This is a genomic window from Nonomuraea sp. NPDC049378 (assembly GCF_055586745.1).
The window spans coordinates 25305-51549 of sequence record NZ_JBVJHP010000030.1; the positions used below are offsets into that span (position 1 = coordinate 25305).

General features: G+C 70.7%; 27 protein-coding genes and 1 pseudogene. 16 read left to right on the top strand and 12 right to left on the bottom strand.

All coding sequences use genetic code 11. From position 1 onward, the window contains the following. The first annotated feature begins 17 nt into the window (after nt 1–17). Together ACZ6SA_RS43325 and ACZ6SA_RS43330 are read left to right on the top strand one after the other, a co-directional pair. Nucleotides 18–209, top strand: a complete 192-nt coding sequence (locus ACZ6SA_RS43325; protein WP_465834929.1) for a hypothetical protein — start codon at nt 18–20, stop codon at nt 207–209. Further along, the gene (locus ACZ6SA_RS43330; protein ID WP_465834931.1) at nt 206–526 is read left to right on the top strand and encodes a type II toxin-antitoxin system PemK/MazF family toxin; all 321 of its coding nucleotides are present in this window, start codon (nt 206–208) and stop codon (nt 524–526) included. Before ACZ6SA_RS43325 ends, ACZ6SA_RS43330 begins: the two co-directional genes overlap by 4 nt. On the opposite strand, the gene ACZ6SA_RS43335 is transcribed toward ACZ6SA_RS43330, so the two are convergent. Both ACZ6SA_RS43335 and ACZ6SA_RS43340 read right to left on the bottom strand, forming a co-directional pair. Then, the gene (locus ACZ6SA_RS43335; RefSeq protein ID WP_465834933.1) at nt 519–1268 is read right to left on the bottom strand and encodes a methylenetetrahydrofolate reductase; all 750 of its coding nucleotides are present in this window, start codon (nt 1266–1268) and stop codon (nt 519–521) included. The genes ACZ6SA_RS43330 and ACZ6SA_RS43335 overlap by 8 nt on opposite strands. 11 nt (nt 1269–1279) lie before the next feature. Continuing rightward, nucleotides 1280–1930 (bottom strand): TetR/AcrR family transcriptional regulator, encoded by a 651-nt coding sequence (locus tag ACZ6SA_RS43340; protein ID WP_465834935.1) that lies wholly within the window; start codon nt 1928–1930, stop codon nt 1280–1282. A 70-nt stretch (nt 1931–2000) separates the two neighbouring features. On the opposite strand from ACZ6SA_RS43340, the gene ACZ6SA_RS43345 reads away from it, so the two are divergent. Beyond that, the gene (locus ACZ6SA_RS43345; RefSeq protein WP_465834937.1) at nt 2001–3422 is read left to right on the top strand and encodes a DHA2 family efflux MFS transporter permease subunit; all 1422 of its coding nucleotides are present in this window, start codon (nt 2001–2003) and stop codon (nt 3420–3422) included. Here the strand turns inward: ACZ6SA_RS43345 and ACZ6SA_RS43350 are convergent. Both ACZ6SA_RS43350 and ACZ6SA_RS43355 read right to left on the bottom strand, forming a co-directional pair. Continuing rightward, nucleotides 3383–5264, bottom strand: a pseudogene (locus ACZ6SA_RS43350) (ABC transporter ATP-binding protein). The gene ACZ6SA_RS43345 and the pseudogene ACZ6SA_RS43350 sit on opposite strands and share 40 nt — an antisense overlap. 34 nt (nt 5265–5298) lie before the next feature. Next, nucleotides 5299–7422, bottom strand: coding sequence for a PhoX family protein (locus ACZ6SA_RS43355; RefSeq protein ID WP_465834939.1), 2124 nt, complete (start codon nt 7420–7422; stop codon nt 5299–5301). 114 nt (nt 7423–7536) lie between these two features. On the opposite strand from ACZ6SA_RS43355, the gene ACZ6SA_RS43360 reads away from it, so the two are divergent. Further along, a complete protein-coding gene (locus ACZ6SA_RS43360) occupies nt 7537–7974 on the top strand; it encodes a sterol carrier family protein (protein ID WP_347650205.1) in 438 nt (145 codons plus the stop codon). Here ACZ6SA_RS43360 and ACZ6SA_RS43365 read toward each other — a convergent pair. After that, nucleotides 7971–9341, bottom strand: a complete 1371-nt coding sequence (locus ACZ6SA_RS43365) for a DUF4190 domain-containing protein (RefSeq protein ID WP_465834941.1) — start codon at nt 9339–9341, stop codon at nt 7971–7973. The genes ACZ6SA_RS43360 and ACZ6SA_RS43365 overlap by 4 nt on opposite strands. A gap of 142 nt (nt 9342–9483) precedes the next feature. Here ACZ6SA_RS43365 and ACZ6SA_RS43370 point away from each other — a divergent pair, with 142 nt between their 5' ends. The 4 genes from ACZ6SA_RS43370 to purM all read left to right on the top strand — a co-directional run bounded on the left by ACZ6SA_RS43370 (nt 9484) and on the right by purM (nt 13239). Continuing rightward, the gene (locus ACZ6SA_RS43370) at nt 9484–9891 is read left to right on the top strand and encodes a MarR family winged helix-turn-helix transcriptional regulator (RefSeq protein WP_347650203.1); all 408 of its coding nucleotides are present in this window, start codon (nt 9484–9486) and stop codon (nt 9889–9891) included. A gap of 91 nt (nt 9892–9982) precedes the next feature. Then, a complete protein-coding gene (locus ACZ6SA_RS43375) occupies nt 9983–10729 on the top strand; it encodes an SDR family NAD(P)-dependent oxidoreductase (RefSeq protein WP_347650202.1) in 747 nt (248 codons plus the stop codon). Nucleotides 10730–10780: 51 nt separating this feature from the next. After that, complete coding sequence (purF, locus tag ACZ6SA_RS43380) at nt 10781–12217, top strand: amidophosphoribosyltransferase (protein ID WP_347650201.1); 1437 nt, start codon at nt 10781–10783, stop codon at nt 12215–12217. Next, nucleotides 12214–13239, top strand: coding sequence for a phosphoribosylformylglycinamidine cyclo-ligase (gene purM / locus ACZ6SA_RS43385; RefSeq protein WP_347650200.1), 1026 nt, complete (start codon nt 12214–12216; stop codon nt 13237–13239). The genes purF and purM overlap by 4 nt, the downstream gene beginning before the upstream one ends. Nucleotides 13240–13243: 4 nt before the next feature. Here the strand turns inward: purM and ACZ6SA_RS43390 are convergent, their stop codons facing one another. The 3 genes from ACZ6SA_RS43390 to ACZ6SA_RS43400 all read right to left on the bottom strand — a co-directional run bounded on the left by ACZ6SA_RS43390 (nt 13244) and on the right by ACZ6SA_RS43400 (nt 15597). Continuing rightward, nucleotides 13244–13798 (bottom strand): CGNR zinc finger domain-containing protein, encoded by a 555-nt coding sequence (locus ACZ6SA_RS43390; RefSeq protein WP_347650199.1) that lies wholly within the window; start codon nt 13796–13798, stop codon nt 13244–13246. Between the two features lie 340 nt (nt 13799–14138). Continuing rightward, nucleotides 14139–14366, bottom strand: a complete 228-nt coding sequence (locus tag ACZ6SA_RS43395) for a DUF3073 domain-containing protein (RefSeq protein WP_132508344.1) — start codon at nt 14364–14366, stop codon at nt 14139–14141. A 151-nt stretch (nt 14367–14517) separates the two neighbouring features. Then, on the bottom strand, nt 14518–15597 hold the full coding sequence (locus ACZ6SA_RS43400; protein WP_347650198.1) for a Glu/Leu/Phe/Val family dehydrogenase: 1080 nt from the start codon (nt 15595–15597) through the stop codon (nt 14518–14520). A gap of 103 nt (nt 15598–15700) precedes the next feature. Here ACZ6SA_RS43400 and ACZ6SA_RS43405 point away from each other — a divergent pair, with 103 nt between their 5' ends. Together ACZ6SA_RS43405 and bldC are read left to right on the top strand one after the other, a co-directional pair. Further along, on the top strand, nt 15701–16564 hold the full coding sequence (locus tag ACZ6SA_RS43405; RefSeq protein ID WP_347650197.1) for a DUF8083 family protein: 864 nt from the start codon (nt 15701–15703) through the stop codon (nt 16562–16564). Nucleotides 16565–16887: 323 nt separating this feature from the next. Beyond that, the gene (gene bldC / locus ACZ6SA_RS43410; protein ID WP_013133571.1) at nt 16888–17091 is read left to right on the top strand and encodes a developmental transcriptional regulator BldC; all 204 of its coding nucleotides are present in this window, start codon (nt 16888–16890) and stop codon (nt 17089–17091) included. Nucleotides 17092–17237: 146 nt separating this feature from the next. On the opposite strand, the gene ACZ6SA_RS43415 is transcribed toward bldC, so the two are convergent. After that, on the bottom strand, nt 17238–17810 hold the full coding sequence (locus ACZ6SA_RS43415) for a TetR/AcrR family transcriptional regulator (protein WP_132508350.1): 573 nt from the start codon (nt 17808–17810) through the stop codon (nt 17238–17240). A 223-nt stretch (nt 17811–18033) separates the two neighbouring features. Between ACZ6SA_RS43415 and ACZ6SA_RS43420 the strand changes: the two genes are divergently transcribed. From ACZ6SA_RS43420 to ACZ6SA_RS43435, 4 genes are all read left to right on the top strand, one after another. Further along, a complete protein-coding gene (locus tag ACZ6SA_RS43420) occupies nt 18034–19083 on the top strand; it encodes a LacI family DNA-binding transcriptional regulator (protein ID WP_347619505.1) in 1050 nt (349 codons plus the stop codon). Between the two features lie 165 nt (nt 19084–19248). Then, nucleotides 19249–19497 (top strand): hypothetical protein, encoded by a 249-nt coding sequence (locus tag ACZ6SA_RS43425; protein ID WP_347619506.1) that lies wholly within the window; start codon nt 19249–19251, stop codon nt 19495–19497. A gap of 87 nt (nt 19498–19584) precedes the next feature. Then, nucleotides 19585–20460 carry an N-acetylmuramoyl-L-alanine amidase gene (locus ACZ6SA_RS43430; protein ID WP_465834947.1) on the top strand — a complete coding sequence of 292 codons (876 nt, stop codon included), beginning with the start codon at nt 19585–19587 and terminating at the stop codon, nt 20458–20460. Next, on the top strand, nt 20457–22049 hold the full coding sequence (locus ACZ6SA_RS43435; protein WP_465834949.1) for a beta-N-acetylhexosaminidase: 1593 nt from the start codon (nt 20457–20459) through the stop codon (nt 22047–22049). Before ACZ6SA_RS43430 ends, ACZ6SA_RS43435 begins: the two co-directional genes overlap by 4 nt. 102 nt (nt 22050–22151) lie before the next feature. Here ACZ6SA_RS43435 and ACZ6SA_RS43440 read toward each other — a convergent pair whose 3' ends face one another. The 3 genes from ACZ6SA_RS43440 to ACZ6SA_RS43450 are packed head-to-tail and all read right to left on the bottom strand — an operon-like array spanning nt 22152 to nt 24431. Then, nucleotides 22152–22706: a GNAT family N-acetyltransferase gene (locus ACZ6SA_RS43440; protein WP_347650194.1), complete on the bottom strand. Its 555-nt coding sequence runs from the start codon at nt 22704–22706 to the stop codon at nt 22152–22154. Between the two features lie 9 nt (nt 22707–22715). Further along, nucleotides 22716–23774 carry a quinone-dependent dihydroorotate dehydrogenase gene (locus ACZ6SA_RS43445; RefSeq protein WP_347650193.1) on the bottom strand — a complete coding sequence of 353 codons (1059 nt, stop codon included), beginning with the start codon at nt 23772–23774 and terminating at the stop codon, nt 22716–22718. Between the two features lie 6 nt (nt 23775–23780). Then, nucleotides 23781–24431: a response regulator transcription factor gene (locus ACZ6SA_RS43450; protein ID WP_347650192.1), complete on the bottom strand. Its 651-nt coding sequence runs from the start codon at nt 24429–24431 to the stop codon at nt 23781–23783. Nucleotides 24432–24449: 18 nt separating this feature from the next. Between ACZ6SA_RS43450 and ACZ6SA_RS43455 the strand changes: the two genes are divergently transcribed. Both ACZ6SA_RS43455 and lpdA read left to right on the top strand, forming a co-directional pair. Continuing rightward, entirely contained in the window at nt 24450–24824 is a 375-nt protein-coding gene (locus ACZ6SA_RS43455) for a tautomerase family protein (protein WP_465834952.1), read from the top strand. A 39-nt stretch (nt 24825–24863) separates the two neighbouring features. Beyond that, nucleotides 24864–26243, top strand: coding sequence for a dihydrolipoyl dehydrogenase (gene lpdA, locus ACZ6SA_RS43460; RefSeq protein ID WP_347650190.1), 1380 nt, complete (start codon nt 24864–24866; stop codon nt 26241–26243). The last annotated feature ends 2 nt before the right edge of the window (nt 26244–26245 follow it).

Sequence of the window (26245 nt, forward strand, 5' to 3'; positions counted from 1 at the left end):
TTCGCACTGATGAGGCGATGGAGACGGCACTCCGCGCACTGGCCGGAGAGACCAGAAGCCGATCCGAAGCCGTTCGTTACGCCATACTCCACACCTACAAGGAGATGCTGCTGGAGCAGGCGGCCGCAGATGCGGATCGGCTGCGAAACGATCCGGACGACCAGGCCGAGATGCTGGCGATCCAGCGTTTCATGGGTGTAGCCGAGTGATATTCCGGGGCGCGATCCATGAGATCAAAGCGCTCCCCGGAGCACGGGATCATGAACAGCAAGGCCGCCGCTACGCCGTGATCATCCAGTCGGACAGCTTCACCACCAGCACGATCACCGTCGCGCTGACCTCGACAAGCGCCGGGCCGGCGATCTACCGGCCCGAGATCGAGTTCAAGGGGACGAAATCGCGTGTGCTGACGGACCAGATCTATTCCGTGTCGCCGTCGAGGCTGGGCGACTTCAAGGGCGGGCTCGAAGCGCATGAGGTCGCGAAGCTTGATCGCGCTCTCATGCTGAGACTAGGTCTCATCTGAGGGCGGGGGCGAGCAGGCGTTCGACGTCGCGGTAGCGGGAGACGGGGATGAGGTGCACGCCGTCGAAGGCGCCGGAGTCGCGCAGGGCCAGCACCTGCTCGCAGGCCGCCTCCACGCCCGCCTGGCGGTCGGCGGCCACCTGCTCCACCAGGGCCTCGGGCAGCGCGATGTCGGGGATCGCGGCGGCCAGGCCGCTGGCGTGATTGGCGCTGGCCAGCACCATGACGCCCGCGTAGACCGGCGCGTCCACCGGGTGCGCCTCGCGCCAGCGCAGCTGCGCCTCCACCGAGAAGGAGACCTGGAGGAAGAGGAAGTCGGCCGCGCGTTTCCAGGCCGGCAGCGGGCGCAGCCCCGCGGCGGCGCCCAGGCGGGCGCCGGGCGAGAACTCCCTGGCCTCGGCGATCATCGAGCGCACCGTGAGATCGCTCGTACGGTTGCCGCTCGCCGGCTTGTCACCGTAGACGAACAGGAACTGCTCCACGCCGTACGCGGCCGCCGTCAGCAGGTCACGGCGGAAGCCGAGCAGGTTGCGGTCGCGCGAGTTGAGGCAGGCGATGCCGCGCCCGCCCATCGCCTCGACCTCGTGCGCCACCGCGACGCTCGACACGGTCGCGCGGCCGATGTGGTTGTCGGGGATGAGGAAGGCGTGGGCGACCTTGCTCATGGTGCCGATCTGGTGCCTGACGTGCTTCAGATCGGGCTTGGTCGGGGGTTCGATCTCGCAGATCAGCTCGAAGGCCATGAATCACGACTCTAACGCCGGGCCGCCAGCGCTTCTATGCCGCTGAGCACCAGGTCGACGCCGAACGTGTCGTACAGGTGCGGGTCTTTCCGCTCGACCAGGGGTGCGGCCATCTCCACCAGGTGCGGGTAGCTCTCGACGGGCAGTGACTGCAGGTCGAGCCGCTTGCGCTTGACCCGCTGCGCCTCGTCCTCACCGGAGGCCTGCTGGTTGACCGGGGCATCGGCGATGGCGATGGCGCTGTTCAGCAGGTACTGCGTGATCAGGCAGCTCTCCTCCACGCTGAACCCGGCCGCGCGGGTCAGCCTGAGCGCCTGGTCCCAGACGGCCAGGAAGCTGGGCACCGTGACGGCGTCGATGTGCTCGATCACGTGCTTGGCGCAGGGGTGTGTGCGCAGGGTGTGGATCAGGCCCTCGGTCAGGTCGCGCAGTTGCTCCTGCCACGGGCGCTCGTCGGCCGGTTTGGGCGCGAAGCCGCCGATCAGGTGGTCGGCCATGCCGATGATCAGCTGCTCCTTGTTCTTGTAGTGCCAGTAGAGAGCCATCGGGGTGACGCCCAGGTCGGAGGCGAGCCGCCGGATCGTGACGGCTTCGAGCCCTTCGGCGTCGCCGATCTCCAGGGCCCGCTCCGCGATCGCCGGCGCGGTCAGTTTTCTTGTCACGGTTGACAACTATACGACGTACATGTTCTAACTATACGGCGTACAAGTACGGTGTATAGGAGGAAATGTCGTGCGATGGTGGGCGCTTGGCGCGCTGACTCTGGGGACGTTCATGACGTACCTGGACAACAACGTGGGGAACGTCGCCCTGCCGACGATCCAGCGGGAGCTCGGGTTGTCGATCTCCGACCTGGAGTGGATCGTGAGCTCGTACATCCTGCTCTTCGCGGGGCTCATGCTGGCCGGCGGCCGGCTCGCCGACGTGTACGGCGCCCGCCGCGTCTTCCTGGGCGGCCTGACGATCTTCACGTTCTCCTCGCTGGCCGCCGGCCTGGCGACCACGGGAGCGACGCTCATCGCCGCGCGAGCCGTCCAGGGCGTCGGCGCGGCGCTGCTCACGCCCACGGCGCTGGCGCTGATCGGCCAGATCTTCCCCGACCCCGGCGAACGCGGCCGGGCGGTGGGCATCTGGAGCTCCGCGGGGGCGCTCTCCATGGCGTTCGGCCCGTTCGCCGGCGGCTTCATCAGCGAACACCTGCACTGGGGCTGGATCTATCTGGTCAACGTCCCGCTCGGGCTGGCGGCATTCGGCCTCGCGCTCTGGGCGGTCAGGCCCGCCTTCACGCGGGTACGCCGCAGCCTCGACCTGCCCGGCCTGGCCACCTCCGCCGTCGCCCTGGCCGCCCTGACGTACGCGCTCATCGAAGGAGAGGCGGCCGGCTGGACCTCGCCCCCGATCCTGGCCGCGTTCGGCGTGTCGGCGGTGGCGGGCGCGGCGTTCCTGCTGGCCGAGTCGCGGGCCGCCGAGCCGATGGTGGCGATGGCGTTGTTCCGCTCGCGGGTGTTCAGCGGCGGGCTCCTCACCAGCGGGATCTGGTCGTTCGGCGTGTTCGGGATCTACTTCTTCAGCGCGCTGTGGCTACAGAACGTGCTGGGCTTCTCCCCCACCGAGGCCGGCGCCGCGTTCGTGCCGATGGCGCTCGTCATGGCCGTGGTCGCGATGGCGTCGCAGCGCATCAGCGGCCGGCTCGGCCTCGGGCGCACGGTCGGGCTCGGGATGGCGCTCATGGGCGTGGCGATCTTCCTGATCTCCCGCGTCGGCGCCGGCGGCGGCTACATGGACGTCCTCCCCTGGTTCCTGCTGTACGGCCTGGGCGGCGGCATGCTGGTGCCCCTGACCGCCGCGGTGCTCGACGGGATGCCCAAGGACAGGTCGGGCGTGGCCTCGGGCATGCTCAACGTGTCACGTGAGGTGTTCGGGCTGCTCGGCATCACGGTGCTGGGCGCGATCCTGAGCGCCAGGCAGGCCGCAAGCGACCGGGCGCCGCTGCTCGCCTTCCTCGACGGCTACCGGTTCACCCTCGTCGTCGCGGCGGTCGCGATGCTGGCGGGCATCCCGGTCGCGCTCCACTCGCTGCGCAAGCACGCCCCCCGGCACGAGCCCGCCGGGCCTCAGGCCACCGCCTCGGCCACCGCGGGCTCCGCGAACTGAGTGCGGTACAGCTCCTCGTAGCGGCCCGCGGACTCCAGCAGTTCGGCGTGCGTGCCGCGCTCGACCACCCGCCCGTCCTCGATCACCAGGATGACGTCGGCGGCGCGGATCGTGGACAGCCGGTGAGCGATCACCACGGCCGTACGGCCTTCCAGCGCCTCGCCGAGCGCCGCCTGAACGGCCGCCTCCGACGTGGAGTCGAGCGCGGCCGTGGCCTCGTCCAGGATCACCACCCGGGGCTTGGCCAGCAGCAGCCGGGCGATCGTCAGGCGCTGCCGCTCGCCGCCCGACAGCCGGTAACCGCGCTCGCCCACCACCGTGTCGAGCCCGTCGGGCAACGACTCGATCAGCGCGGCCAGCCGGGCCCTGGTGAGCGCGTCCCACAGGTCGTCCTCGCTCGCCTCCGGCGCGGCCAGGAGCAGGTTGGCCCTGATCGTGTCGTGGAACAGGTGGCCGTCCTGGGTGACCATGCCGAGCGTGTCGCGGATCGAGTCGGCGGTCAGGTCGCGCACGTCGACGCCGCCGAGCCGGACGGCGCCCGCGTCGACGTCGTACAACCTGGGCAGGAGCTGCGCGATCGTGGACTTGCCCGCGCCGGACGAGCCGACCAGCGCCACCATCTGGCCGGGCTCGGCCCGGAACGAGACACCGTGCAGCACCTCGACGCCGCCGCGCGTGTCCAGCGTGGCGACCTCCTCCAGCGAGGCGAGCGAGACCTTGTCCGCCGACGGGGTAGGCGAAGCGCACGTCGTCGAACTCGACCGACACGGGGCCCTCGGGCACCTCGCGGGCGTCGGGCTTCTCCTGGATGAGCGGCTTGAGGTCGAGCACCTCGAAGACGCGCTCGAAGCTGACGACCGCGCTCATGACGTCCACGCGGGCGCTGGCCAGCGCGGTCAGCGGGGCGTACAGGCGGGTGAGCAGCATGGCCATCGACACCACCGCGCCGGGGGCGAGCTGGCCGCGCAGCGCGTGGAAGCCGCCGAGCCCGTACACGAGGGCCAGGGCGAGCGCCGACACCAGCGTCAGCGCGGTCACGAAGACCGTCTGCGTCATGGCGGTGCGTACGCCGATGTCGCGCACCCTGCGGGCCCGGGAGCCGAACTCCGCGGACTCGTGCGCGGGGCGGCCGAACAGCTTGACCAGGGTCGCGCCGGGCGCGGAGAACCGCTCGGTCATCTGGTTGCCCATGGCGGCGTTGTGGTCGGCGGCCTCGCGCCGCAGCCGGGCGATCCGGGTGCCCATGCGCCGCGCGGGCACGATGAACACGGGCAGGAGCAGCAGCGCGAGCAGCGTGATCTGCCAGGAGATGGCGACCATCGCGACGAGGGTCAGCGCGAGCGTCACGATGTTGCCCGCCACGCTGGACAGGGTGTCGGTGAACGCCCGCTGCGCGCCGATGACGTCGTTGTTGAGCCGGCTGACCAGCGCCCCCGTACGGGTCCTGGTGAAGAACGCGATCGGCATGCGCTGCACATGGTCGAAGACGGCCGTGCGCAGGTCGAGGATCAGGCTCTCCCCCAGTCCCGCGGAGAGCCACCGGTTGAGCAGCCCGATCCCGGCCTCCGCGACGGCCAGGCCCGCGATCATCAACGCCACCACGACCACCACGCTCAGCGGCTCGGCGTTGAAGATCGCGTCAATGACCCGTCCCGCCAGCAGCGGCGAGCCCACCGCCAGGCCCGCCATCACCACGCTGAGCAGCAGGAACAGCGTGATCCTCCGCCGGTGCGGGCGGGCGAAGGCGGCGATACGCCGGAGCGTCGCCCTGGAGACAGAGCGACGCTCCTGACGGTTGTTCATCGAATACAGCTGGTGCCACGCGGTCATTTCCATGCTCATGGCATGGAGATTAGAGCCTCAGGTTAACTTGAGGTCAAGAGCCGATCTTCAGGCCCTTCTCGTGCCAGACGACCGCCACCGACGGGCGCGGCTGGTCGCCGTCGGGCCAGCGGCTGCCCGGATTGTCCGGGCTGGCCCCGTCGATCTCGCCGGGGTGCTGCACCGCGACGAACACGCTGCGCTGGTCCTTCGTGACCATCGGGCCGCACGTCTCGGCGCCGACCGGAACCGTGAGGAACTGGCGCAGATGGCCGCGCTCCCTGCCGCGTACCGGCATCACGAACAGCCCGTCGTTGGTGCCGAGCGCGTTGCCGTCCGTGGAGATCCACAGGTTGCCGTCGCGGTCGAACGTCACGTTGTCCGGGCAGGAGATCGGCGAGACCTTCTTCTTGTCGTAACCGGCGAAATAGGTGTTCGCGTCGTTCGGGTCGCCGCAGACCAGCGGCACCGACCAGGAGAACCTCTTCGCCCCGGCGTCGTCGCGCCGCTCGACGATCTCCAGGACGTGGCCGTGCTTGTTGGCGGCGCGCGGGTTGGCCTCGTCCGCCTGGGCAGCGGTGCGGTCGGAGTTGTTGGTCAGCGCGACGTACACGCCGCCGGTGACCGGGTTGCGCTCCATGTCCTCGGGACGGTCCATCTTGGTCGCGCCCACCTTGTCGGCCGCCACCCGCGTGTAGACGAGCACCTCCTCCGCGGTCATGCCCTTCACGTACGACCTGTCGCCCGAGACCAGCGGGATCCACTCGCCTGAGCCGTCGAACTCGCCGTCACCTGGCAGCTTGCCGGACCCGTCGATCTCCTTCTCCTGGCTGTCGCCGGTGAACCTGGCGACGTACAGAGTGCCCTCGTCGAGCAGGTCGCGGTTGTGCCGGTCGGCCCCCTGCCGGTAGCGCTCCTTCGACACGAACTTGTAGATGTACTCGAAACGCGAGTCGTCACCCATGTAGACGACCAGGCGGCCGTCCCGGGCCAGCGTCGTGGTGGCCGCCTCGTGCTTGAACCGGCCGAGCGCGGTGCGCTTGACCGGCGTGGAGTCGGGGTCGAATGGGTCGATCTCCACGATCCACCCGAACCTGTTGCACTCGTGCGGGTGCCTGGCCAGGTCGAAACGCTCGTCGACCCGGTCGAAGCGGCGGCTGATCTCCGGCGTGCCCTCCGCGATCGTGTAGCGCTCGACGTACGGCTTCTGCTTCGCCGGCACCTTGTCGCCGTTGACGAAGTACTGGTCGAAGTTCTCCTCGGCGGTCAGCACCGTCCCCCACGGGGTCGTGCCGCCCGCGCAGTTGTTCAGCATGCCGATGGGCTTGCGGCCCTCGGGGTCGGCGTCCGTCCTGAGCAGGTCGCCGCCCGCCGCCGGCCCGGAGAACTGCATGGGGGTCTCGGCGGTGATGCGCCGGTTGTAGCGGCGACGCCCCTTGGTGACCAGCTTCCACTCGCCGGCGCGGCCCTCCCGCTCGATCTCCACGACCGACCCGCCGTGCCCGGCCAGGCCGATCCTGATCTGCTCCTCCGTGGCCTGCGCGCCGCCCGGGTAGTCGCGGAACATCAGGTTCTCGTCGGTGTACTCGTGGTTCACCCAGAGCAGCGCCCGGTCGCGGCCCATCGGGAACATCGTCACGTAGTCGCAGTTGTAGCCGAACTGCTTGCTCTGCGCCTCGGCGCTCTGGTTGTCGAAGTCGAACGCCGGCGCGTCCGGCAACACCGGGTCGCCCCACCGCACGACCACCGAGGAGCGGTAGTCCTCCGGGATGGTCAGCTTGTCGTCCTTATTCGGCCGCACCGGCGTGAAACGGAGGTCGCCGCCCCGCCCGCCCTGTCCACCACTGGGTCCACCACTGGGTCCACCACCGGGTCCACCACCGGGTCCACCCCTGGGTCGACCTCCGGCCACCGGCCCGGGCTCCGCGGCCAGCGCCGGAGCCGCCCCCGCCGCTCCCACCCCCGCCACGAGCGCACCCAGCACCCCGGCGCGCAGCACGCCGCGCCGCGACAGCGCCTCCTTCACCACGTCGCCGAAATAGGCGTTGCCGGTGGTGTTGGCCACCTCATGCGCGCACGCGTTGCCGCAGCGGAACTGACACGTCAGCGCGGATCGGCCACCATTGTGCGGGGTGGAGATCAGCGGAAGCAGCCGACCTCCCGCTTCGGGGTTCGACACAGGTCCTCCATCGAAGTGCGGTCGTACGGCCGGGAACGCTACGGCCACCGGCGAAACCACAGGTGAACGAAGACCTCCGTCACGATGAACGCTTCCCGGGGAGACAATGGTCGCGTGCCACCACGCAAGCTCGACCAGGAAAAGTTGAGAACGGCCCTCGACGGCCAGCTCGTCGCCCTCGACGAACCCCCCTACGACGGACCCGCCTCCGCCCTGCCCGACGCGCTCGTGGCCGCCGTGCTGGCCGCCTACGACCGAGGGCTGAAGCCCGAACGCGACGCGGCCAGGCAGGCGGTGCGCCACCTGCTCGACCGGCTGGCGACCGCCGCGCCCGGCAGGACCGTCGAGGTCCGCGTGCCCCCGTACGCGGCCGTACAGGCCGTCGCCGGGCCCCGCCACACGCGCGGCACCCCGCCCAACGTGGTCGAGATGGACGGCCGCACGTGGATCGAGCTCGCGCTCGGCCGCCTCACCTGGGCCGATGCGCTGGCCAGCGGCGCCATCTCCGCCAGCGGGGCCCGCGCCGACCTGTCAGCGCACCTGCCGCTCTAACCGCCGCCGCCCATCCAGGGAAACTGGCTCTCGAAACAACGGTCGGCGAGGTCACTGGGGAGTCCGGCGCACTGCTGCGCCACGTTCCACAACCAGATGGCCACGATCGCGAACAGGATCAGCGACAGGACGCTCAGCACGACGCCGGCGATGGCGCGGCCCTTACCGGCGCGTTTGGCGAGGGCCACGCAGCCGAAGACTATCGACAGGATGGCGGTGATCACACCCGTGAAGCACACGAACACCAGGAACGGGCTGGCCACGCCCAGCACGAGCGAGGCGGTGGCCAGGCCGCTGCCCGGCTTGGCCTGCTGGTAACCGGCTCCCGGCATGCCGTACGGGGACTCAGGGCCAGGGCCGTAGCCGGGCGGGCCACCGTACGGGCTGGAGGGCACCGTGCCCGGCACGGTCGGCTCGTCGTCCCGCGGCGTGCCCCCGGCCTGGTACGGCGTCCCACCCCGGCCCTCCGGGCCCGGCCACCCTTCCTGGCCCTGCCGCCGTTCCTCGCTCCGCCAGCCCTCCTGACCCTGCCAGCCCTCCTGACCCTGCCGGGCTTCCTGGCCTTCGGGGGTTGGGCGACCCTCCTGAGCCGGGGCGCCGCTCTCTGGTGGCGGGGGTCCTCCGGGCGCGCCACCTGCCGGTGGCACGAAGCCCGGCTGGTCATCGCCCTGCTCGTAGCGCGACGGCGCGGGCCTGCCCGGCCGCTCCCCCTCTGACGGGGTGGACGTCCAGCCCGGGTACGGCGGCGTGCCACCAGGGATCGGGAACGCCTGGGTCTCCTCGGCGTCACCCCCTGTCGGCTGCGGTACCTCCGGCGAGGTGGGCAGGTCGGGATGGCGGGGTTCGCCGACGGGTCTGGGCTCGTGCGTGGGCGGCACGTCCGGACGCGGCACGATGGGTGGCGCGGGAGCGATCGGCTCCTCGCCCTCCTCACCGGCGCCCTCACCCTGCCGACCGGCGCCTTCGCCCTGCGGCCCGCCGCCCTCACCCCGCGGCCCCGCGCCCTCGCCCCGCGGTTCGGGGCTCTCGGGCTCCGCGTTGCCGAACTCACCGCTGGCGCCCATGGACTCGGCGCCGCCGCCTCCTGCACGCCCGCCGGAGGGCTCGGGCACGTCCGGCGACGCGCCGCCGGTGGGACCGGCGCCGGGCACATCGGCGGACCACTCCTCAGCAGGCCGGTCACCGCCCGTGGGCCCCGGCTCGTACGGTCTGAGCGCGGGCCTCTGTTCCTCTTCCTCCAGCGTGCCCTCACGCCACCACTCGGGCTCGTGTTGCGGCGGAACGTGGCGGGGCGCGCCCTCTTCCGGACGGCCCTCGTGCGGATCCTGCCCGCGGCGGGTCTCGTCCGGGTCCCCAGGTGTGGTCACGTCTGCGTCTCCCGACGGGTCTACATGCCGGATACTTCACCCTTTCGCGCAGGGCGACGCCTAAACCGCACGACACGGTAAGAGGCCGCTCATCCTTGGGTCACCATGCGCCAAAGGCCCTGCCCGCGGGCAAGATGGGGGGATGCTGGACGAGACCCTGTCGTATGCGCTGATCAAGGTCGTGAAGACGCATCGCAACCGGATGGCCGCCGCGCTGGCCCCGCTCGGCCTGCACGTGGGGCAGGAGATGCTGCTCAACCAGCTGTGGAAGGAGGACGGCCTGACGCAGGCCGAGCTCATCGCCCGGCTGGGCGTCGAGCCTCCCACCGTCACCAAGACCCTCCAGCGCCTGGAGCGCGCGGGCTTCGTCTACCGGATTCCCGACCCCGCCCGGCCGAGGATCTCCCGCGTCCATCTCACCGGCGCGGGCAAGGCGCTGCGCGAGCCCGTTGAGGAGATCTGGACCGCGATGGACGAGGACCTCCTGCGCGGTTTCGATCCCGGCGAGCGTGACCTGCTCGTGCAGCTGATCCGCCGCGCCATGCCCTGACGTTTCCCCTACGGGCGAAAGCTCCTTGCGTCCGCTCCACTCTTCTAGTTAGCTGGCTAATTAGTCGGCTAATCAAAGAGAAGAGGCTCTCATGCACGCACTGGTCACCGGCGGCTCGTCCGGCATCGGCGCCGCCACCGCGCTCGCCTACGCCCGGGCCGGCGCCCGGGTCACGATCACGTACAACTCGGGCGCCGACCGCGCCGCCGAGGTGGTCAAGCGGATCGAGGAGGAGGGCGGCGAGGCCGCGGCCGTACACCTGGATCTGGAGGACCACGCGACCGTCGCGCCCGCCGTCTCCGCGGCCGGCCCGGTGGACGCGCTCGTGGCCAACGCCGTCCGCTGGGGCACCGTCATGCCCGGCGGCATGGCGTTCGAGGACGTGCCGGCCGCCGAGTGGTCCGCCGCCCTGCACGCCAACGTGGTCGGCAACGCCCTGCTGATCCAGGCGGTGCTGCCGCAGATGCGGCGCAGGAAGTTCGGCCGGATCGTGCTGGTCTCCTCGGGGGCGGCCGAGGAAGGACAGCCGGGCCCCGGCCCGTACGGCACCGCGAAGATGGCGCTGCACGGCATGGCCCGCGCCCTGGCATGGGAGGCGGGCGCGGACGGCATCCTGGTGAACGTGGCCGTGGCCGGACTCACCATCACCGGAGCCCAGCGCCCGATCCCCCAGCACCTGCTGGACGAGATCGCGTCCAGGACACCCACCCGCAGGCTGAGCACGGCTGACGACATGGCGGCGCTGATCGTCTTCCTCGGTTCGGCGGACAACCGCAACCTCACCGGGGAGATCATCCGCGACGGCTCCAATGCGGGCAGGTCAGTCCACACGGGCTGACCCCCGACCCGAGTGTGCGAGCACGGAAGCCGCCGACCTAGACTGAGGTATGTGCTGAAGGGCGACGGCCGTCTCGGCCATGACCTGGACCCCCAAGACCACGCTCCCAAAGACGCCTGTGGCGTCTTCGGCGTCTGGGCGCCAGGCGAGGAAGTGTCCAAACTCACCTACTACGGGCTGTACGCGTTGCAGCACCGCGGCCAGGAGTCCGCGGGCATCGCGGTCAGCGAGGGCAGCCGCATCCTCGTCTACAAAGACATGGGCCTGGTCGCCCAGGTCTTCGACGAGTCGGTGCTGGGCACCCTGCGCGGCCACCTGGCCATCGGCCACTGCCGCTACTCCACCACCGGATCCAGCGTGTGGGAGAACGCGCAGCCCACGCTGAGCTCGACCGAGGTCGGCGGTCTCGCGCTCGCCCACAACGGCAACCTGATCAACACGCCGGAGCTGGCGCAGCGCCTGGCCCCCGGCTCCACCCGGGCGACCACCGACACCGAGGTCCTGACCTCGCTGCTCGCCCAGGACCGCACGCGCACGGTCGAGGAGGCCGCCGCCGAGCTGCTCCCGCAGGTCAAGGGCGCCTACTCGCTGGTCTTCATGGACGAGACGACGCTCTATGCCGCCCGCGACCCGCAGGGTGTGCGCCCGATGGTCCTGGGCAGGCTGGAGCGGGGCTGGGTGGTGGCCTCGGAGACGGCGGCGCTCGACATCGTGGGCGCCACGTTCGTCCGCGAGATCGAGCCGGGCGAGCTGCTCACCATCGACGAGCGCGGCGTGCGCTCGCGCAGGTTCGCGCTGGCCGAGCCGAAGGGCTGCCTGTTCGAGTACGTCTACCTCGCCCGCCCCGACACCACCATCGCCGGGCGCGGCGTCCAGGTCACCAGGGTCGAGGTGGGTCGCGTGCTGGCCCGCGAGCACCCGGTGGAGGCCGACCTGGTCATCCCGACGCCCGAGTCCGGCACGCCGGCCGCCGTCGGCTACGCGCAGGAGAGCGGCATCCCCTACGGCCAGGGCCTGGTGAAGAACTCCTACGTCGGCCGCACGTTCATCGAACCCTCGCAGACCATCCGCCAGCTCGGCATCCGGCTGAAGCTCAATCCGCTGCGCGAGGTCGTCGAGGGCAAGCGCCTGGTGGTCGTGGACGACTCGATCGTGCGCGGCAACACCCAGCGTGCCATCGTCAGGATGTTGCGCGAGGCCGGCGCGAAGGAGGTGCACGTCCGCATCTCCTCACCGCCGGTGGCCTGGCCGTGCTTCTACGGCATCGACTTCGCCACCAGGGCCGAGCTGATCGCGGGCTCGCTGACGGTCGAGGAGATCCGCGCCTCACTCGGCGCCGACTCGCTCGGCTACATCTCGCTCGAGGGCCTGACCAAAGCCACCACGATTCCCACCGACCGCCTCTGCATGGCCTGCTTCACCGGCTCCTACCCCATTCCCGTCGACGAGGACAACGTGGGCAAGTTCGTCCTGGAGAGCAAGGCATGAGCACCTACGAGGCCGCCGGGGTCGACATCGAGGCCGGCGACCGGGCGGTCGCGCTGATGAAGGACAGGGTGGCGCGGGCGCGCCGGCCCGAGGTGGTCGACGACGCCAGCGGCTTCGCCGGCCTGTTCGACGCCTCGGCCCTGCTGCGCTACCAGCGGCCGCTGCTGGCCTCCTCCACCGACGGCGTCGGCACCAAGGTCATGATCGCCCAGCGCTACGGCAAGCACGACACGATCGGCATCGACCTGGTCGGCATGGTCCTCGACGACCTCGTGGTCTGCGGGGCCGAGCCGCTGTTCATGACCGACTACATCGCCTGCGGGAAGGTGGTGCCCGAGCGCGTCGCGGAGATCGTCGGCGGTGTGGCCGAGGGTTGCCGGCTGGCCGGGGCCGCGCTGGTGGGCGGGGAGACCGCCGAGCATCCGGGGGCGATGGGCCCGGACGAATATGACCTCGCGGGCGCCGGCACCGGCGTCGTCGAGGCCGCCGGCCTCCTGGGGCCCGCGCGGGTGCGCGCCGGCGACGTGGTGCTCGGGCTGGCGTCCTCGGGCGTGCACTCCAACGGCTACTCGCTGGTGCGGCACGTGCTGCGGGAGTCCTCGCTCTCCCTCGACGCCGAGCTGCCCGAGCTGGGGCGGCCGCTGGGCGAGGAACTGCTGGAGCCGACCCGGATCTACTCCCTCGACTGCCTGGAGCTGGCGCGCTCCGCCGAGGTGCACGCCTACGCCCACATCACGGGCGGCGGCATCGAGAGCAATCTGTCGAGGTCGCTGCCCGGCCACCTCGACGCGCTGCTCGACCGCTCGTCGTGGACGCCGCCGGCCGTCTTCGGGGTGCTCGCGGGCCACGGCTCGATCGCGCAGCACGACATGGACCGTACGTTCAACCTGGGGGTCGGCATGGCCGCCGTGGTGGCCGCCGGCTCGGCCGACGAGGCCCTCAGGGTGCTGGCGGCCCGTGGCGTCGGCGCCTGGGTGCTGGGCGAGGTCGTCCCCGGCGAGGGCCGGGCGCGCTATCGCTGACCGGTCACTTGTGCCGCCGGTAATAGCGGGCCACGCGGACGCGGTTGCCGCACAGGTCGGGCGAGCACCAGCGACGTCGCGGGTGGGCCGGGAGGAAGAGCAGGTGGCATCCCGGCCCTTCGCAGCCACGCACCTTGCCGACGTCGGGGTCGGTGAGCAGGGTCACCGCGGCCTCGGCCAGCTCGGTCAGGAGGCGGTCGAGCGGCGGGCCGTCGCGCGCCGTGCCGCGGCGCAGCACCGCGCCCCGCACCTCCACGCGGGGATACGCGGGGGCGACGCGAAGTGCCTGGTTGAGCGCGTCGATCGCCTCGGGCGGTGGCGGTGCGGCCTGGCGCGCCGCCTCCAGGGCCCGCTCCACGTGGCCGCGCAGGTCGCGGACGGCGGCCGGGGCGCCGGGGCCGAGCGCGGCCTCGGGGACGGCCAGCCGGCCGACCTGCTTGGCGAGCCAGGCATGAAGGCCTTCCGCGGTCGCCAGGGCGTCGCGGTCGCCACCCGACGGGGTGCGGACGCCCGTGTTGACCAGGTCGAGTGCGAGGGGCTCGCCCGTCAGCAGATCCATGCGCCTAATGGTAGGACCTCGCCCTTGACGCATTAGCCACGGAGGGCGTCCGCCTCGGGCTCGTACAGGTCCTGGGTTCCGGATGATCGCACACGGGACGCACGCCATCGGAGCGACCTCGCGCTCCGTCCCGAAGGCGGGCCCCGTCACGCGAGCGCTGCCAGGCCGCACCGGGTCGCGGCGCGGGGGCACCTGATCGTCGCCCCGATCTCCTCGATGAGCCGGCCACGAAAGCGGGCCTACGTGACGAAAGCCCCACGGTTACCCGTGGGGCCCGACGAGTGCGAGCGAGGATCCGGCGTGCACGCCGGATCCTGCGCCACGTCACCCAGAAGAACGGCTATCGGCGGCCGGCACGGCCGTCGTCGTCGTCTCCTGCGCCATAGTCATCGGCGTAATCGGCATAGCGATCCGCCAGCTCATCGTTGAGGTCGTCGGCGTCGTCATTGCGGCTGGAGTCTCCGACCCCGAGTTCGTCGCGAAGACGGTCAAGATCCGTGCCACCGCTGTTGTACTTCAGCTGGCGAGCAACCTTGACCTGCTTGGCCTTTGCTCGGCCGCGCCCCATTGGCTCGACCCCCTCGTGTGGGGTCGTCCCCGACCCCTCGTCGCTAACGCACCACACACTGACGCCGCCTGACTCCGGGCGTCAGCCTATCGTTCGCCTATTACCGTACCTGTTTTGTGCCCAGCTCGGTACGTCGTATGGGCGCGGGGCGTCAGTCGCCCAGCCAAATGGCTCGTAGCCGCCCGACTTCCGACATTCTGCGCTCCGCCAGCCTATCCGCTGCGACCGCGGGAGGGACGCCCTCGTCGGCAGCTATCGCGAAAATTTTCAATGTCGTGTCATAGATCTGCGTGGCCTTGGACCGGGCCCGCTCCATGTCGAAGCCCTCGATCTCGTCGGCGACCTGGATGACGCCGCCCGAGTTGACGACGTAGTCGGGCGCGTACACGATCTCACGTTCGGCGAGTTGCTTCTCCACGCCGGAATGCGCGAGCTGGTTGTTGGCCGCCCCGCAGACGATCTTCGCGCGGAGCTCCGCGACCATCTCGTCGTCGAGCACCCCGCCCAGCGCGCAGGGCGCGAAGACGTCGATGTCGGAGCGCGCCATGGCCCGGGCGTCGGCCACCACGTCGACCTCGGGGCGGCGCGCGCGCACGCGTTCGACCGCCTTGGGGGCGACGTCGCAGATCACCACCTCGGCGCCGTCCTCGCGCAGGAGCTCGACCAGGCGGTGGCCCACCTTGCCCACCCCTTCGACGCCGACTCTCCTGCCGTGGAGCGACGGAGTGCCGTAGACGCGCTCGGCCGAGGCCCGCATGCCCTGGAACACTCCGAAGGCCGTCAGGATGGACGAGTCGCCGGCCCCGCCGTGGGCCGGCGTGCGGCCCGTCACATGGCGCGACTCGCGGGCGATGACGTCCATGTCCTCGCTGTAGGTGCCCACGTCGCAGGCGGTGATGTAGCGTCCGCCGATCGACTCGACGAACCTGCCGTAGGCGCGCAGCAGCGCCTCGCTCTTGTCGCGCGCCGGGTCGCCGATGATGACGGCCTTGCCGCCGCCCAGGTCGAGGCCGGCCAGCGCGTTCTTGTAGGACATGCCCCTGGCGAGGTTGAGCACGTCGGCCAGCGCCGCCTGCTCGTTCTCGTACGGATAGAAGCGGGTGCCTCCCAGCGCCGGGCCCAGCGCCGTGTTGTGGATGGCGATGATGGCACGCAGGCCGCTCTGCTCGTCGGCGCAGAAGACGACCTGCTCATGCACGTCCTTGTGGGACGCTCCGAAGACGTCGGTCACGGTAGTGACTCCCTGTCCGGTCCACCGCACCTTCGCGGCGGAGATCGCCTCATAGCCTAGTCTCGACAGTGCGCGCGGGGTCGCTTCGTGACACGATGCCTCCGTGCTGCCCTATGCCGCCTACCTCCGCGTCTATGAGCCACTGACCGCGTTCGCCGAGCCCGAGCGCAGGGTGTGGGCCGACTACGCCGACTCACGCGACCGTCCGCGGCGCGCGAACGCGCTCACCGCGGAGCACGGCGAGTCGGTCATGCGCCTGCTCGGCATGCCCCCTCAGCCCGTTCCCGCCCAGGAGAGCCCCAACGCCTATCTGCGGCGCGTCGAGGACCGTCTGTACGTTTGCCCATGGCAGACCCGCCTGCGCTCGTGGCTGGCGTTCTCAAGGCTGCGCGGCGCCACGCCGGCGAAGCTGATGGACCGTCTCGTGCCCAAGGCGATCGCCGAGCAGACGGCCGACGACTTTGATCGCTACAAGCGTAAAGCGGGGTCGTCGGCGCTGCGCACGCACATCCGCACCACGACGTGGCACGTACCACCGGCCTGGTTCGTGCCGTTCGACGGCAACGAGCGCTGGCTGGTGCTCGGCTCCGCCGCCCCGGGGCAGGACGTGACGACGGCTACGGGCCGTAACCTCATCTACGTCACCTCCATGGCGCAGGCCAGGAAGCGGGCGGCGCGGGCGCTCAACGTGCTGCGCCGGCACCTCGGCGACGTGGCCTCCAACTTCGAGGTCGAGGACATCGCCAGGTGGCTGGAGGAGTTCCACCCGCACTCGCTGGTCGAGCTCGACTACGGCGGCCTCGTGCACCTCATGGACGACGACGCGCTGCAGGCCGACCAGTCGGTCGCCGAGCTGTCCGCCGCCCTCACGGGCCTGGACACGGGTCAAGAAGAACTTGCCTACGCCATGTACCAGAGGGTCATCCTGCGGTGGAAGTCAATGCAACAACTGGAATCTGCCAACTGAACCCCAATACGGCCGTCTGACCTGCATGAGTAGGTCACGTCTCGCGGCTGCTCTCTTCTGCGAACTGAGTAGTTTGCCGTTTTCACTGCGATACCACGAACCGTGTCGCTAGAATCACCGAGCGTGACATGGCCACGGGGTGCGGGCAGTTGGGTCAAAGAAGGGCTCGCCAATCGCTCTGCGTGGCGGTATGGTCACATCGGGTGATGCCGCATATGGCTCAGAAAAGCCGCACGCTCTGCGCCATAGGGGGACATCCGTGACACGCGCAAAGGCAGTCACAGGATCGCTAAGCCGGTCCACACGGAGGAGAGGCCGCACAAATGTCAGCTCGTACACCCGAGGCCGAGCCGCTGCTCACGCCCGCTGAGGTCGCGACCATGTTCAGGGTCGACCCCAAGACCGTTACGCGGTGGGCCAAGGCGGGCAAGTTGACGTCGATTCGTACCCTCGGCGGTCATCGGCGTTACCGGGAGACCGAGGTCCGCGCACTGCTCGCGGGGATCCCGCAGCAGCGCTCGGAGTAGCCGAGAGGGTCGTCACGGACCTCAGGGGGGTTGAGGGTGGACCAGGCGCGCAACGAAGCCAGGTCCACCGTGTGACGACGTGACGTCGCATGGGAAGTTGGCGCCGCCCGCCCGGCGCCATCCTTCCCGGCTTCCGCCTCCCGCCGTTACGCCAGCCGCTCCAGCAGGCCGGCGACGTCGCCGTCATACCTCGCGGCGACGCCGAGCAGCGCGACCATGTGATCGACCAGCATCTTCTCGAGCGTCGGCCGTTCCACGTCGCGGTGCTCCAGCCAGTCGAGACCGGCCGTCTCCACGGAGGCGATCCACGACCTCAGGGTCGTGCGCAGCACCGGGCTGGGCTCCTCGACGCGCATCTGCTTCTGGATGAGGCGGAAGAGGCGCCGGCGCACGCCGTCGACGATCTCGCCCACCTCGCCCGCCCTGTTGGCGGGACCGCCGCGCAGGAGCGCGGCGAACCCGGCAGCGTGCTCCTCGACGAAGTCGAAATAACGTTTGAGCCCGGAGGCCAGCTCGTCGAGCGGCCTGCCGCCCTCATGCGGCCGCAGCCTGGACTCCAGCTGCTCCGCCGCGCTCCTCAGCGCGGCCACGTAGAGCTCCTGCTTGCCGCCGAAATAGTGGTAGACCAGGGCCCGCGAAGCCCCCGCCGCCGACGCCACGTCATCGATCGAGACGTCTTCCGCGTCGCGCGTGCTGAACAGCTCCAGAGCCGCCGCCATGAGCTCCTCGCGACGCCGGTCGACGCTGAGCCTGCGCCGAGCCGGGCGCGCCTTCTCGGCTGACTTACCTGGTGTCACACCTGCACAGTATCCGACGTGCGCCCCAGCCGAAGGTGGCCTCTGTTCGGCGAATATCGGGCTCTCTGTAACGGAGGCCGTACCCTGCGGCTAACTCGATCGTTTGGTCAGACAGGTGCCCATATCCGCATCGCGGGGGAGACACATGTCAGGACCGCCCGTCAACACCTCATCCATCGCCGAGCTCAGAGAGGTAGACACCCTGCCTCGGCCCAGACCCACCATCCGCAACGTCGCCGAACGAGCCGGCGTCTCGAAATCGCTGGTCTCACTCGTGCTGCGCGGATCTCCGCACGTGAGCGAGCACCGGCGCCAGGCCGTGCTGCAGGCCGCACGTGAGCTCGGCTACCGGCCGAACGCGGTCGCGCGAAGCCTGGTCGAAGGGCGTACCCACCTGGTGGGAGCGCTCGTCGCCAACCTGCACAACCCCTTCTACGCCGAGTTCCTCGACGGACTGCAGGAGAGCCTGCACGGCGACGGCCTGCGCATGCTGATCGGGAACAGCCAGTGGGATCCGGCGTTCGAGGACGAGGCCGTGGAGGCCTTCCTCGAGCTCAGAGTCGACGGACTGGTCCTGCTGGGCATCGCTCCGACCAGCGAGACGCTGATCGAGGCCACCTCCTACACGCCCACGGTCGTCGTGGGGGAACGTGACATCGAGCTCGACGGCGTCGACATCGTGGTCGACGACGACCAGCTCGGCGCCCGCCTGGCCATCGACCACCTGGTCGAGCTCGGCCACAAGCGGATCGCCCACATCGAGGGGCCCCGCTCGTCGCGCTGCGAGGGCTACCTCGTGGCGATGCGCAGGCACTCGCTGGCCCCGTACATCATGGTCGAGGCCGCGGACGCGACCGAGGACAGCGGCAGGGAGGCGGCGCTCGCCCTGCTGACCCGCGACCCCAGGCCAACCGCGATCTTCGCGGCCAGTGACGCGGTCGCGCTCGGCGTGCTGTCGGCCGCCGGCGACCTCGGCCTGCGCGTGCCCGACGACCTGTCGGTGGTCGGCTACGACAACACGCACCTCGCGGCCTCCCGTCACATCTCCCTCACCTCGGTCGACCAGCCCCGCCGTGCCATGGGCAGGTCGGCGGCGGCACTGCTCAGCGACCGCATCGGAGACCCCGCCAAGGGCTCCCGCCTGCGGGAGGTGCGCTCGGAACTGATCGTGCGACGGAGCACGGGGCCCGCCTGAGGCGAACGGGAAACCTGCACGGCGACGCTGCGCCGCGGCAGGTTTCCTGTTGCCCAAACCTGGGTCAAGCCGCGTGGCGGCGCGATGACGCGCCGGTTTACTCGTCAGGGTCATGCTAAGAGTGGCCGGCTCGGTCCGGTCACGGTCTGATCCGGGGGAACAGTCATGCGTGATCCGGAACTGGTGTCCTGCGCCCAGCGCGCCGCGGCGGAGCTCGAGCGCGCCTGGGGCCACTGGCGAGCGGGCCGGGGGCGGGGCGCCGACGCCACCGCCGAGTCGGTCGCCAGCTACGTCGCCCACTCTCTCGACCATCCGTGGGGCCGTCCCCGCGTCGTTCTCGGCCTCGACGCGGAGGACGCGCGGGAGCTGGCCGCCCTGCTCGAACGGCAGGAGGTCGCCGAGCGCGTCTGGTAGGAGCACGCCCGGCGAGGACGCGGCGCGTTCGCACCGCACTCGGCATATGAGCCGTCCTGTCTCCGGGCTTCACGTAAGTTGGACGGCATGCGTGCTCTTCCCGTCACGGTCCTCGCCGTCTGCGGCCTGATCGCCTCCGCGTGTGGCGCCACCGGCTCCGGTGACGCCGCGGCAGGTCAGGCCGCCACCACGAGAACGGAGGAGCAAGCTCCCTCCACGGCGCCCGCCAAGACCTTCGATCCCGCGGAGACCGCGGAGCCCGCGGGGACCGCCGGCGGCGCCGAGCGGGCGCGGGAGGCGCGGCCGCTCGAAGGGAAGGTCATCGTCATCGACCCGGGCCACAACGGCGGCAACTACCGCGCTCCGAAGGAGATCAACCGCCAGGTCGACGTGCTGACCAAGAAGAAGGCCTGCGACACCACCGGCACCTCCACCAACGACGGCTACAGCGAGGCCGCGTTCACCTGGGACGTGTCCACCCGGATGGTCAAGATCCTCGAAAGGCGCGGCGCCACGGTCAAGCTGACCAGGTCGGGCAACGACGGCGTCGGCCCCTGCATCACCCGGCGCGCCGCCATCGGCAACAAGGCGGAGGCGGACGCCGCGATCTCCGTGCACGCCGACGGGTCGGGGCCGGCCAACCACGGCTTCCACGTGATCATGCCCAAGAAGATCAACGGTCCGGTCGACCAGGTCGTGGGCGATTCGAGCAAGCTCGGCATCGCGGTGCGTGACGCCTTCGCCAAGGGCACGGGCCTGCCCTACTCCACCTACATCGGCAGGAAGGCGCTCGACTACCGGAGCGACCTCGGCGGGCTCAACCTGTCGACGGTGCCGAAGATCTTCGTCGAGTGCGGCAACATGCGCAACGCCGCCGAGGCGGCCAAGTTCCGGCGCCCGAAGTTCCGGCAGAAGATCGCGCTGGCGCTGGCCAACGGATTACAGCACTATCTCAAAGCATGATTCCTCACCCTAAGCTGCACAGTGATCTTTCCGTTCCCTTCGAGCTGGCCTCAGGCGCCACGGTGTCCGGCGACCTGGCCGACGCCGTCCGCCTCGCCCTTCCCCTGCTCGACCTGCGGCCGGGCGACTCGGGTGAGATCGACGTCCGGCAGGACGCCGCGCTCGGCGCGGAGGCCTACCGGCTGACCACCGGGTCCAGGGGTGTCGAGATCGTGGCCGGCGGGCGGGCAGGCGCGTTCTACGCGGCCCAGTCGCTGCACCAGTTGCTGCCGGACGCCTCCTACCGGTTCTCCGAGCAGGCGTCGTGGCCCGTTCCAGGGGTGCGGATCGAGGACGCGCCGCGCTTCCCCTGGCGCGGGCTGCACCTCGACGTGGCCCGGCATTTCTTCCCCAAGCGTGAGCTCATGCGCCTGATCGACCTGATGGCGGTGCACAAGCTCAACCGGCTGCACCTGCACCTGGTCGACGACCAGGGATGGCGGGTGGAGAGCCGGGCCTACCCGCTGCTGCACGAGGTCTCCTCGCACCGGCCGCGCACGGCGGTCCACGCCCATGGCGAGCCGGCCGCCTACGACGACGTCCCGCACGGCGGCTACTACACGCTCGACGACCTGGCGGAGATCGGCGCCTACGCCCGCGCCAGGTGCGTCACGATCGTGCCCGAGATCGACGTGCCGGGGCACGCCTCGGCGATCCTGGCCGCCTACCCGTCGCTGGGGGCCACCGGCGAGCGCTACGACGTGCTCGACCGGTGGGGCATCTCCCCCGCGATCCTGTCTCCCCTGCCGCCGACCGTCGAGTTCCTCACCACGATCTTCGACGAGCTGATCGGGGCGCTGGGCGAGACCCCCTACGTGCACATCGGGGGCGACGAGGTGGTGCTCGACCACTGGACCGGTTCGGCGGAGATCGCCGCCTACCGCGACTCCCTGGGCCTGTCCACGTCCGTCGAGTTGCAGGCGTGGTTCCTGCGGCGGCTGGCCGACGCGCTGGCCGAGCGGGGGGCGCGGACCGTGGTGTGGGACGAGGCGTTCGTCGGAGGAGGGCTGCGCCAGGACACGATCGTCATGCCGTGGCGCGGCATGGGCGTGGGCCGCCGTGCCGCCGCCGCGGGGCACGACGTGATCGCGACGCCGGTGTTCCCGCTCTACTTCGACTACGCGGAGTCCGGCTCCCCCGACGAGCCGAGGGCCATCGGCGACACCATCGCCCTTGAGGACGTCGCCGCCTTCCGCCCGGCGCCTGACGACTGGACGGACGACGAGCGCGCCCGGGTCGTGGGCGCGCAGGCGCAGCTCTGGAGCGAGCGCGTGCCCGACGCCCGCACGGTCGACTACAAGCTCTGGCCTCGAGCCTGCGCGCTCGCGGAAGTGGCCTGGTCGGGCTCGCCCGCCGAGGGCTTCACGGAGCGGCTGGGGCGGCACCTGGGCCGGCTCGACGCCATCGGGGTGGAGTATCGGCCGCTCGCGGGGCCGCACCCGTGGCAGCGGCGCCGCCCGCACCGGCCGAGCGAGATCCCCATGTCCGAGCGGATGGCCCGCATCGAGGCCATGACGCACGACCCGGAATCGACCCGGCCCAGCCTGTAGACCGGGTGGGCGCTCTCGGGACCGCAGGAGAAGGGCAGGGCGGGCGCGTCCGGTCCCGCCGCCGAAGGGCGGACGCGTCCGGAGCTCGCGCCGGGTTGCCGGTCAGAAAGCCGGACGGTCGTTGAGGATGCGCTGGAAGAGCCGGTGGTCCTGCCAGTGGCCGTCGATCTCCAGATAGCGCGGCGCGGTGCCGTAGAGCTCGAAACCCGCCTTGCGGAGCACGCTCTGCGAGGCCACGTTGTCGAGCAGGGTGCCCGCCGCGATCCGGTGCAGGCCGAGATCCTGGTCGGCCATGCGGCACACCTCCAGCACCGCCCGGGTGGTCAGGCCGCGCCCCGCGTAGCCGGCGTCGATCCAGTAGCCGAGGTCGGCGCTGAGCCACGGGCCGCGCACGATCGTGCTGAGCGTCATGCGGCCCACGACGCGATCGCCGTGGACGAGCAGCCACGGCATCGCCCGGCCCTGCGCCTGCTGCGCGAGCAGGTCCTTGAGCCGGTGGACCTGGCCCGGCAGGGTGAAGAACTCGGCCGGCCGCCGGGGCTCCCACCGGCGCAGGTGCTCGCTGTTGCGGACGTACGCGTGGAGCAGGCCCTCGGCGTCGCGTTCAGCGGCCGGGCGCAGGACGACACCGTCTGTAAGGGGCACCTCGGGGATCACCGTTACACCCTAGTCTCGGGCGGTGCGCCCGATCGCGTCGGCGATCGACGTCATGCCGTGGCGGCGCACCCGGCGGGACAGCTGCCGGTGGATGCGCGAGGCCCACAGCGGGCCGCCGTAGATCCAGCCGGTGTAGCCCTGCACCAGCGTCGCCCCGGCCAGGAGCCGCTCCCAGACGTCGTCGGCGTCCTCCACGCCGCCTGCCGACACCAGCGTGAGACGGTCGCCCACCCTGGCCCGCAGCCGCCGCAGCACCTCCAGCGAGCGGGCCTTGAGCGGGCGCCCGGACAGCCCGCCGGTCTCGCCGCCGTGCCTGATCGTGGTGTTGGTCGCGATGATCCCGTCGAGGCCGAGCTCCACCGCCAGGTCGGCGACCGCGTCGACGTCCTCGTCGGCGAGGTCGGGCGCGATCTTCACCAGCAGCGGCGTGCGGCGCGGCGTGCTGCCGGCGACCTCCTTGACCGCGGTCAGCAGCGGCCGCAGCAGGGCGACCGCCTGCAGGTTGCGCAGGCCGGGGGTGTTGGGCGAGCTGACGTTGACCACCAGGTAGTCGGCCATGGGGGCGAGCTCCTTGGCGGCCGTGACGTAGTCGGCCACCGCCTCGGACTCGGGCACCACCTTGGTCTTGCCGATGTTCACACCGATCACGACCGGGAGGCCACGCGTGCGGCGCAGCCTGCGGGCCGCGGCCGCCGCGCCGGCGTTGTTGAAGCCCATCCGGTTGATCACCGCCCGCTCGCGCACCAGCCTGAACAGGCGCGGCCTGGGGTTGCCCGGCTGGCCGTGGGCGGTGATGGTGCCGACCTCGACGTGCCCGAAGCCGAGTGCGGCGATGCCCTCGGCGCACGCGGCGTCCTTGTCGAACCCGGCGGCCAGCCCGAGCGGGCCGGGGAAGTGCACCCCGAACGCCGTCACCCGCAGGGCCGGGTCGTGCGGCGCGAACGCCCGGTGCAGCAGCCGCTTGAGCAGCGGCAGCCGCGCGAGGAGCGCGAGAGCGCTCACGGTGAAGTGGTGCACGGCCTCGGCGTCGAAACGTCGCAAGACCTGCGTGAACACGAGGCGATACATCACGGGTCAGGCTACCAACCCGGCCTCGTAGGCGATGATCGCGGCCTGCACCCGGTTGCGCACGTCGAGCCGGGTGAGGATGGCGCTGACGTAAGCCTTCACCGTGCCCTCCACGATGTGCAGCCTGCGGGCGATCTCCGCGTTGGACAAGCCGGCGCCGAGCAGGGCGAGCACCTCGCGCTCGCGGTCGGTGAGGCTCGCGACGCGGTCACGCGCCTCGGCGCCCCTGGCCATCCGGCCGCCCGACAGCTGGGTGATCACCCGGTGGGCGACCTTGGGCGACAGGTACGCGGCTCCCTCGGCGACCGCGTGGATCCCGGTGATCAGCTCGCGCGGGTCTCCCGACTTGAGCAGGAACCCGCCGGCTCCCACGTCGAGCGCCTTGGCGATGTAGTCGTCCTCCCCGAACGTGGTCAGCATCACCACGGCCACGCCCGGCGCGGCCCTGCGCAGCTCGGCCGCGGCCGACAGCCCGTCGAGCCTGGGCATGCGGATGTCGAGCAGCGCCACGTCGGGCCGGTGGCTGATGGCCAGGTCGACGGCCTGCCTGCCGTCGGCGGCCTCGGCCACCACCTCGAGCGACGGGTCGGAGGCGAGGATGGCCCGGACGCCCGCTCGGATCATGGCCTCGTCGTCGGCGAGGAGTATGCGGATCACGCCTTCTATATTGGCCCCATGGCACAGGTGAAGGTCTACGGGCGCAGGGACGTGTGGGCGGGCCGGCAGCGTGAGGTGTCGGACCTGGTGCAGTCGTGTCTGGTGAGCGCCTGGGGGTTGCCCGAGGAGAAGAGGTTCCACCGGTTCGTGCTGCTGGACGCCGACGACTTCGTCTGCCCGCAGCGGAGCGAGCGCTACCTCATCATCGAGGTCGTCTGCTTCACCGGCCGCAGTGACGACGCCAAGCGGGCGCTGATCCGGGCGATCTACGCTAGATCCGGCTATGATCCCGAAGACGTCGAGATCACCATCATCGAGATGCCCAAGGTCAACTGGGGCATTCGCGGGGTTCCCGCTGACGAGCTCGCTCTACCGTACAACGTGGAGGTCTGACGTGTGGGGTGACGGCGGCCGGACGGTATGGTCCGACTCATGAGCACTCACTATGACGTCGTCGTTCTCGGCGCGGGTCCAGGAGGATATACGGCCGCCGTCCGCGCCGCCCAGCTCGGACTGCGGACCGCGGTCGTCGAGGAGAAATACTGGGGTGGCGTCTGCCTGAACGTGGGCTGCATCCCCTCCAAGGCGCTGCTGCGCAACGCGGAGCTCGCCCACATCTTCAACCACGAGGCCAAGACCTTCGGCATCAGCGGCGAGGTCAGCTTCGACTTCGGCGCGGCCTTCCAGCGCAGTCGCAAGGTGGCGGACGGGCGGGTCAAGGGCGTCCACTACCTGATGAAGAAGAACGGCATCACGGAGTACGACGGCCGGGGCACGTTCCTCGACGCCAACACCCTCCAGGTGAACGGCGAGACGATCACGTTCTCCCACTGCATCATCGCGGCCGGGGCCACCACCAGGCTCATCCCGGGCACGCAGCTGTCGGAACGCGTGGTGACGTACGAAGAGCAGATCCTCACCGAGAACCTGCCGGGCAGCATCATCATCGCGGGCGCGGGCGCGATCGGGGTGGAGTTCGCGTACGTGCTGCACAACTACGGCGTCAAGGTGACGATCGTGGAGTTCCTCGACCGGGTCGTGCCGCTGGAGGACGAGGAGGTGTCGGCCGAGCTGGCCAAGCGCTACAAGCGGCTCGGCATCGAGGTGATGACCTCCACCCGCGTCGACGGCATCGAGGACACCGGCTCCTCCGTCAAGGTCACCGTCACCAAGGGCGACCAGACGCAGGTGCTCGAGGCCGACAAGGTCCTGCAGGCCATCGGTTTCCAGCCGCGCGTCGACGGCTACGGGTTGGAGAAGACGGGCGTGGCGCTGACCGACCGGGGGGCGATCGCCGTCGACGGTCGCTGCCGGACGAACGTGCCGCACATCTTCGCCATCGGCGACGTCACCGCCAAGCTCATGCTGGCGCACGCCGCGGAGTCCATGGGCATTATCGCGGCCGAGACGATCGGCGACGCGGAGACCATGGAGCTCGACTACGTGATGATCCCGCGGGCGACCTACTGCCAGCCGCAGGTCGCGAGCTTCGGCTACACCGAGGCGCAGGCGCGTGAGCTGGGTTACGACGTGAAGGTGGCGAAGTTCCCGTTCACGGCCAACGGCAAGGCGCACGGGCTGGGCGACAGCGCCGGCTTCGTCAAGATCATCAGTGACGACACGCACGGCGAGCTGATCGGCGCCCACCTGATCGGGCCCGACGTCACCGAACTGCTGCCCGAGCTGACGCTGGCCCAGCAGTGGGACCTGACGGTGCACGAGGTCGCGCGCAACGTGCACGCGCACCCGACGCTCGGTGAGGCGGTCAAGGAGGCCGTGCACGGCCTGGCCGGACACATGATCAACATGTAGGA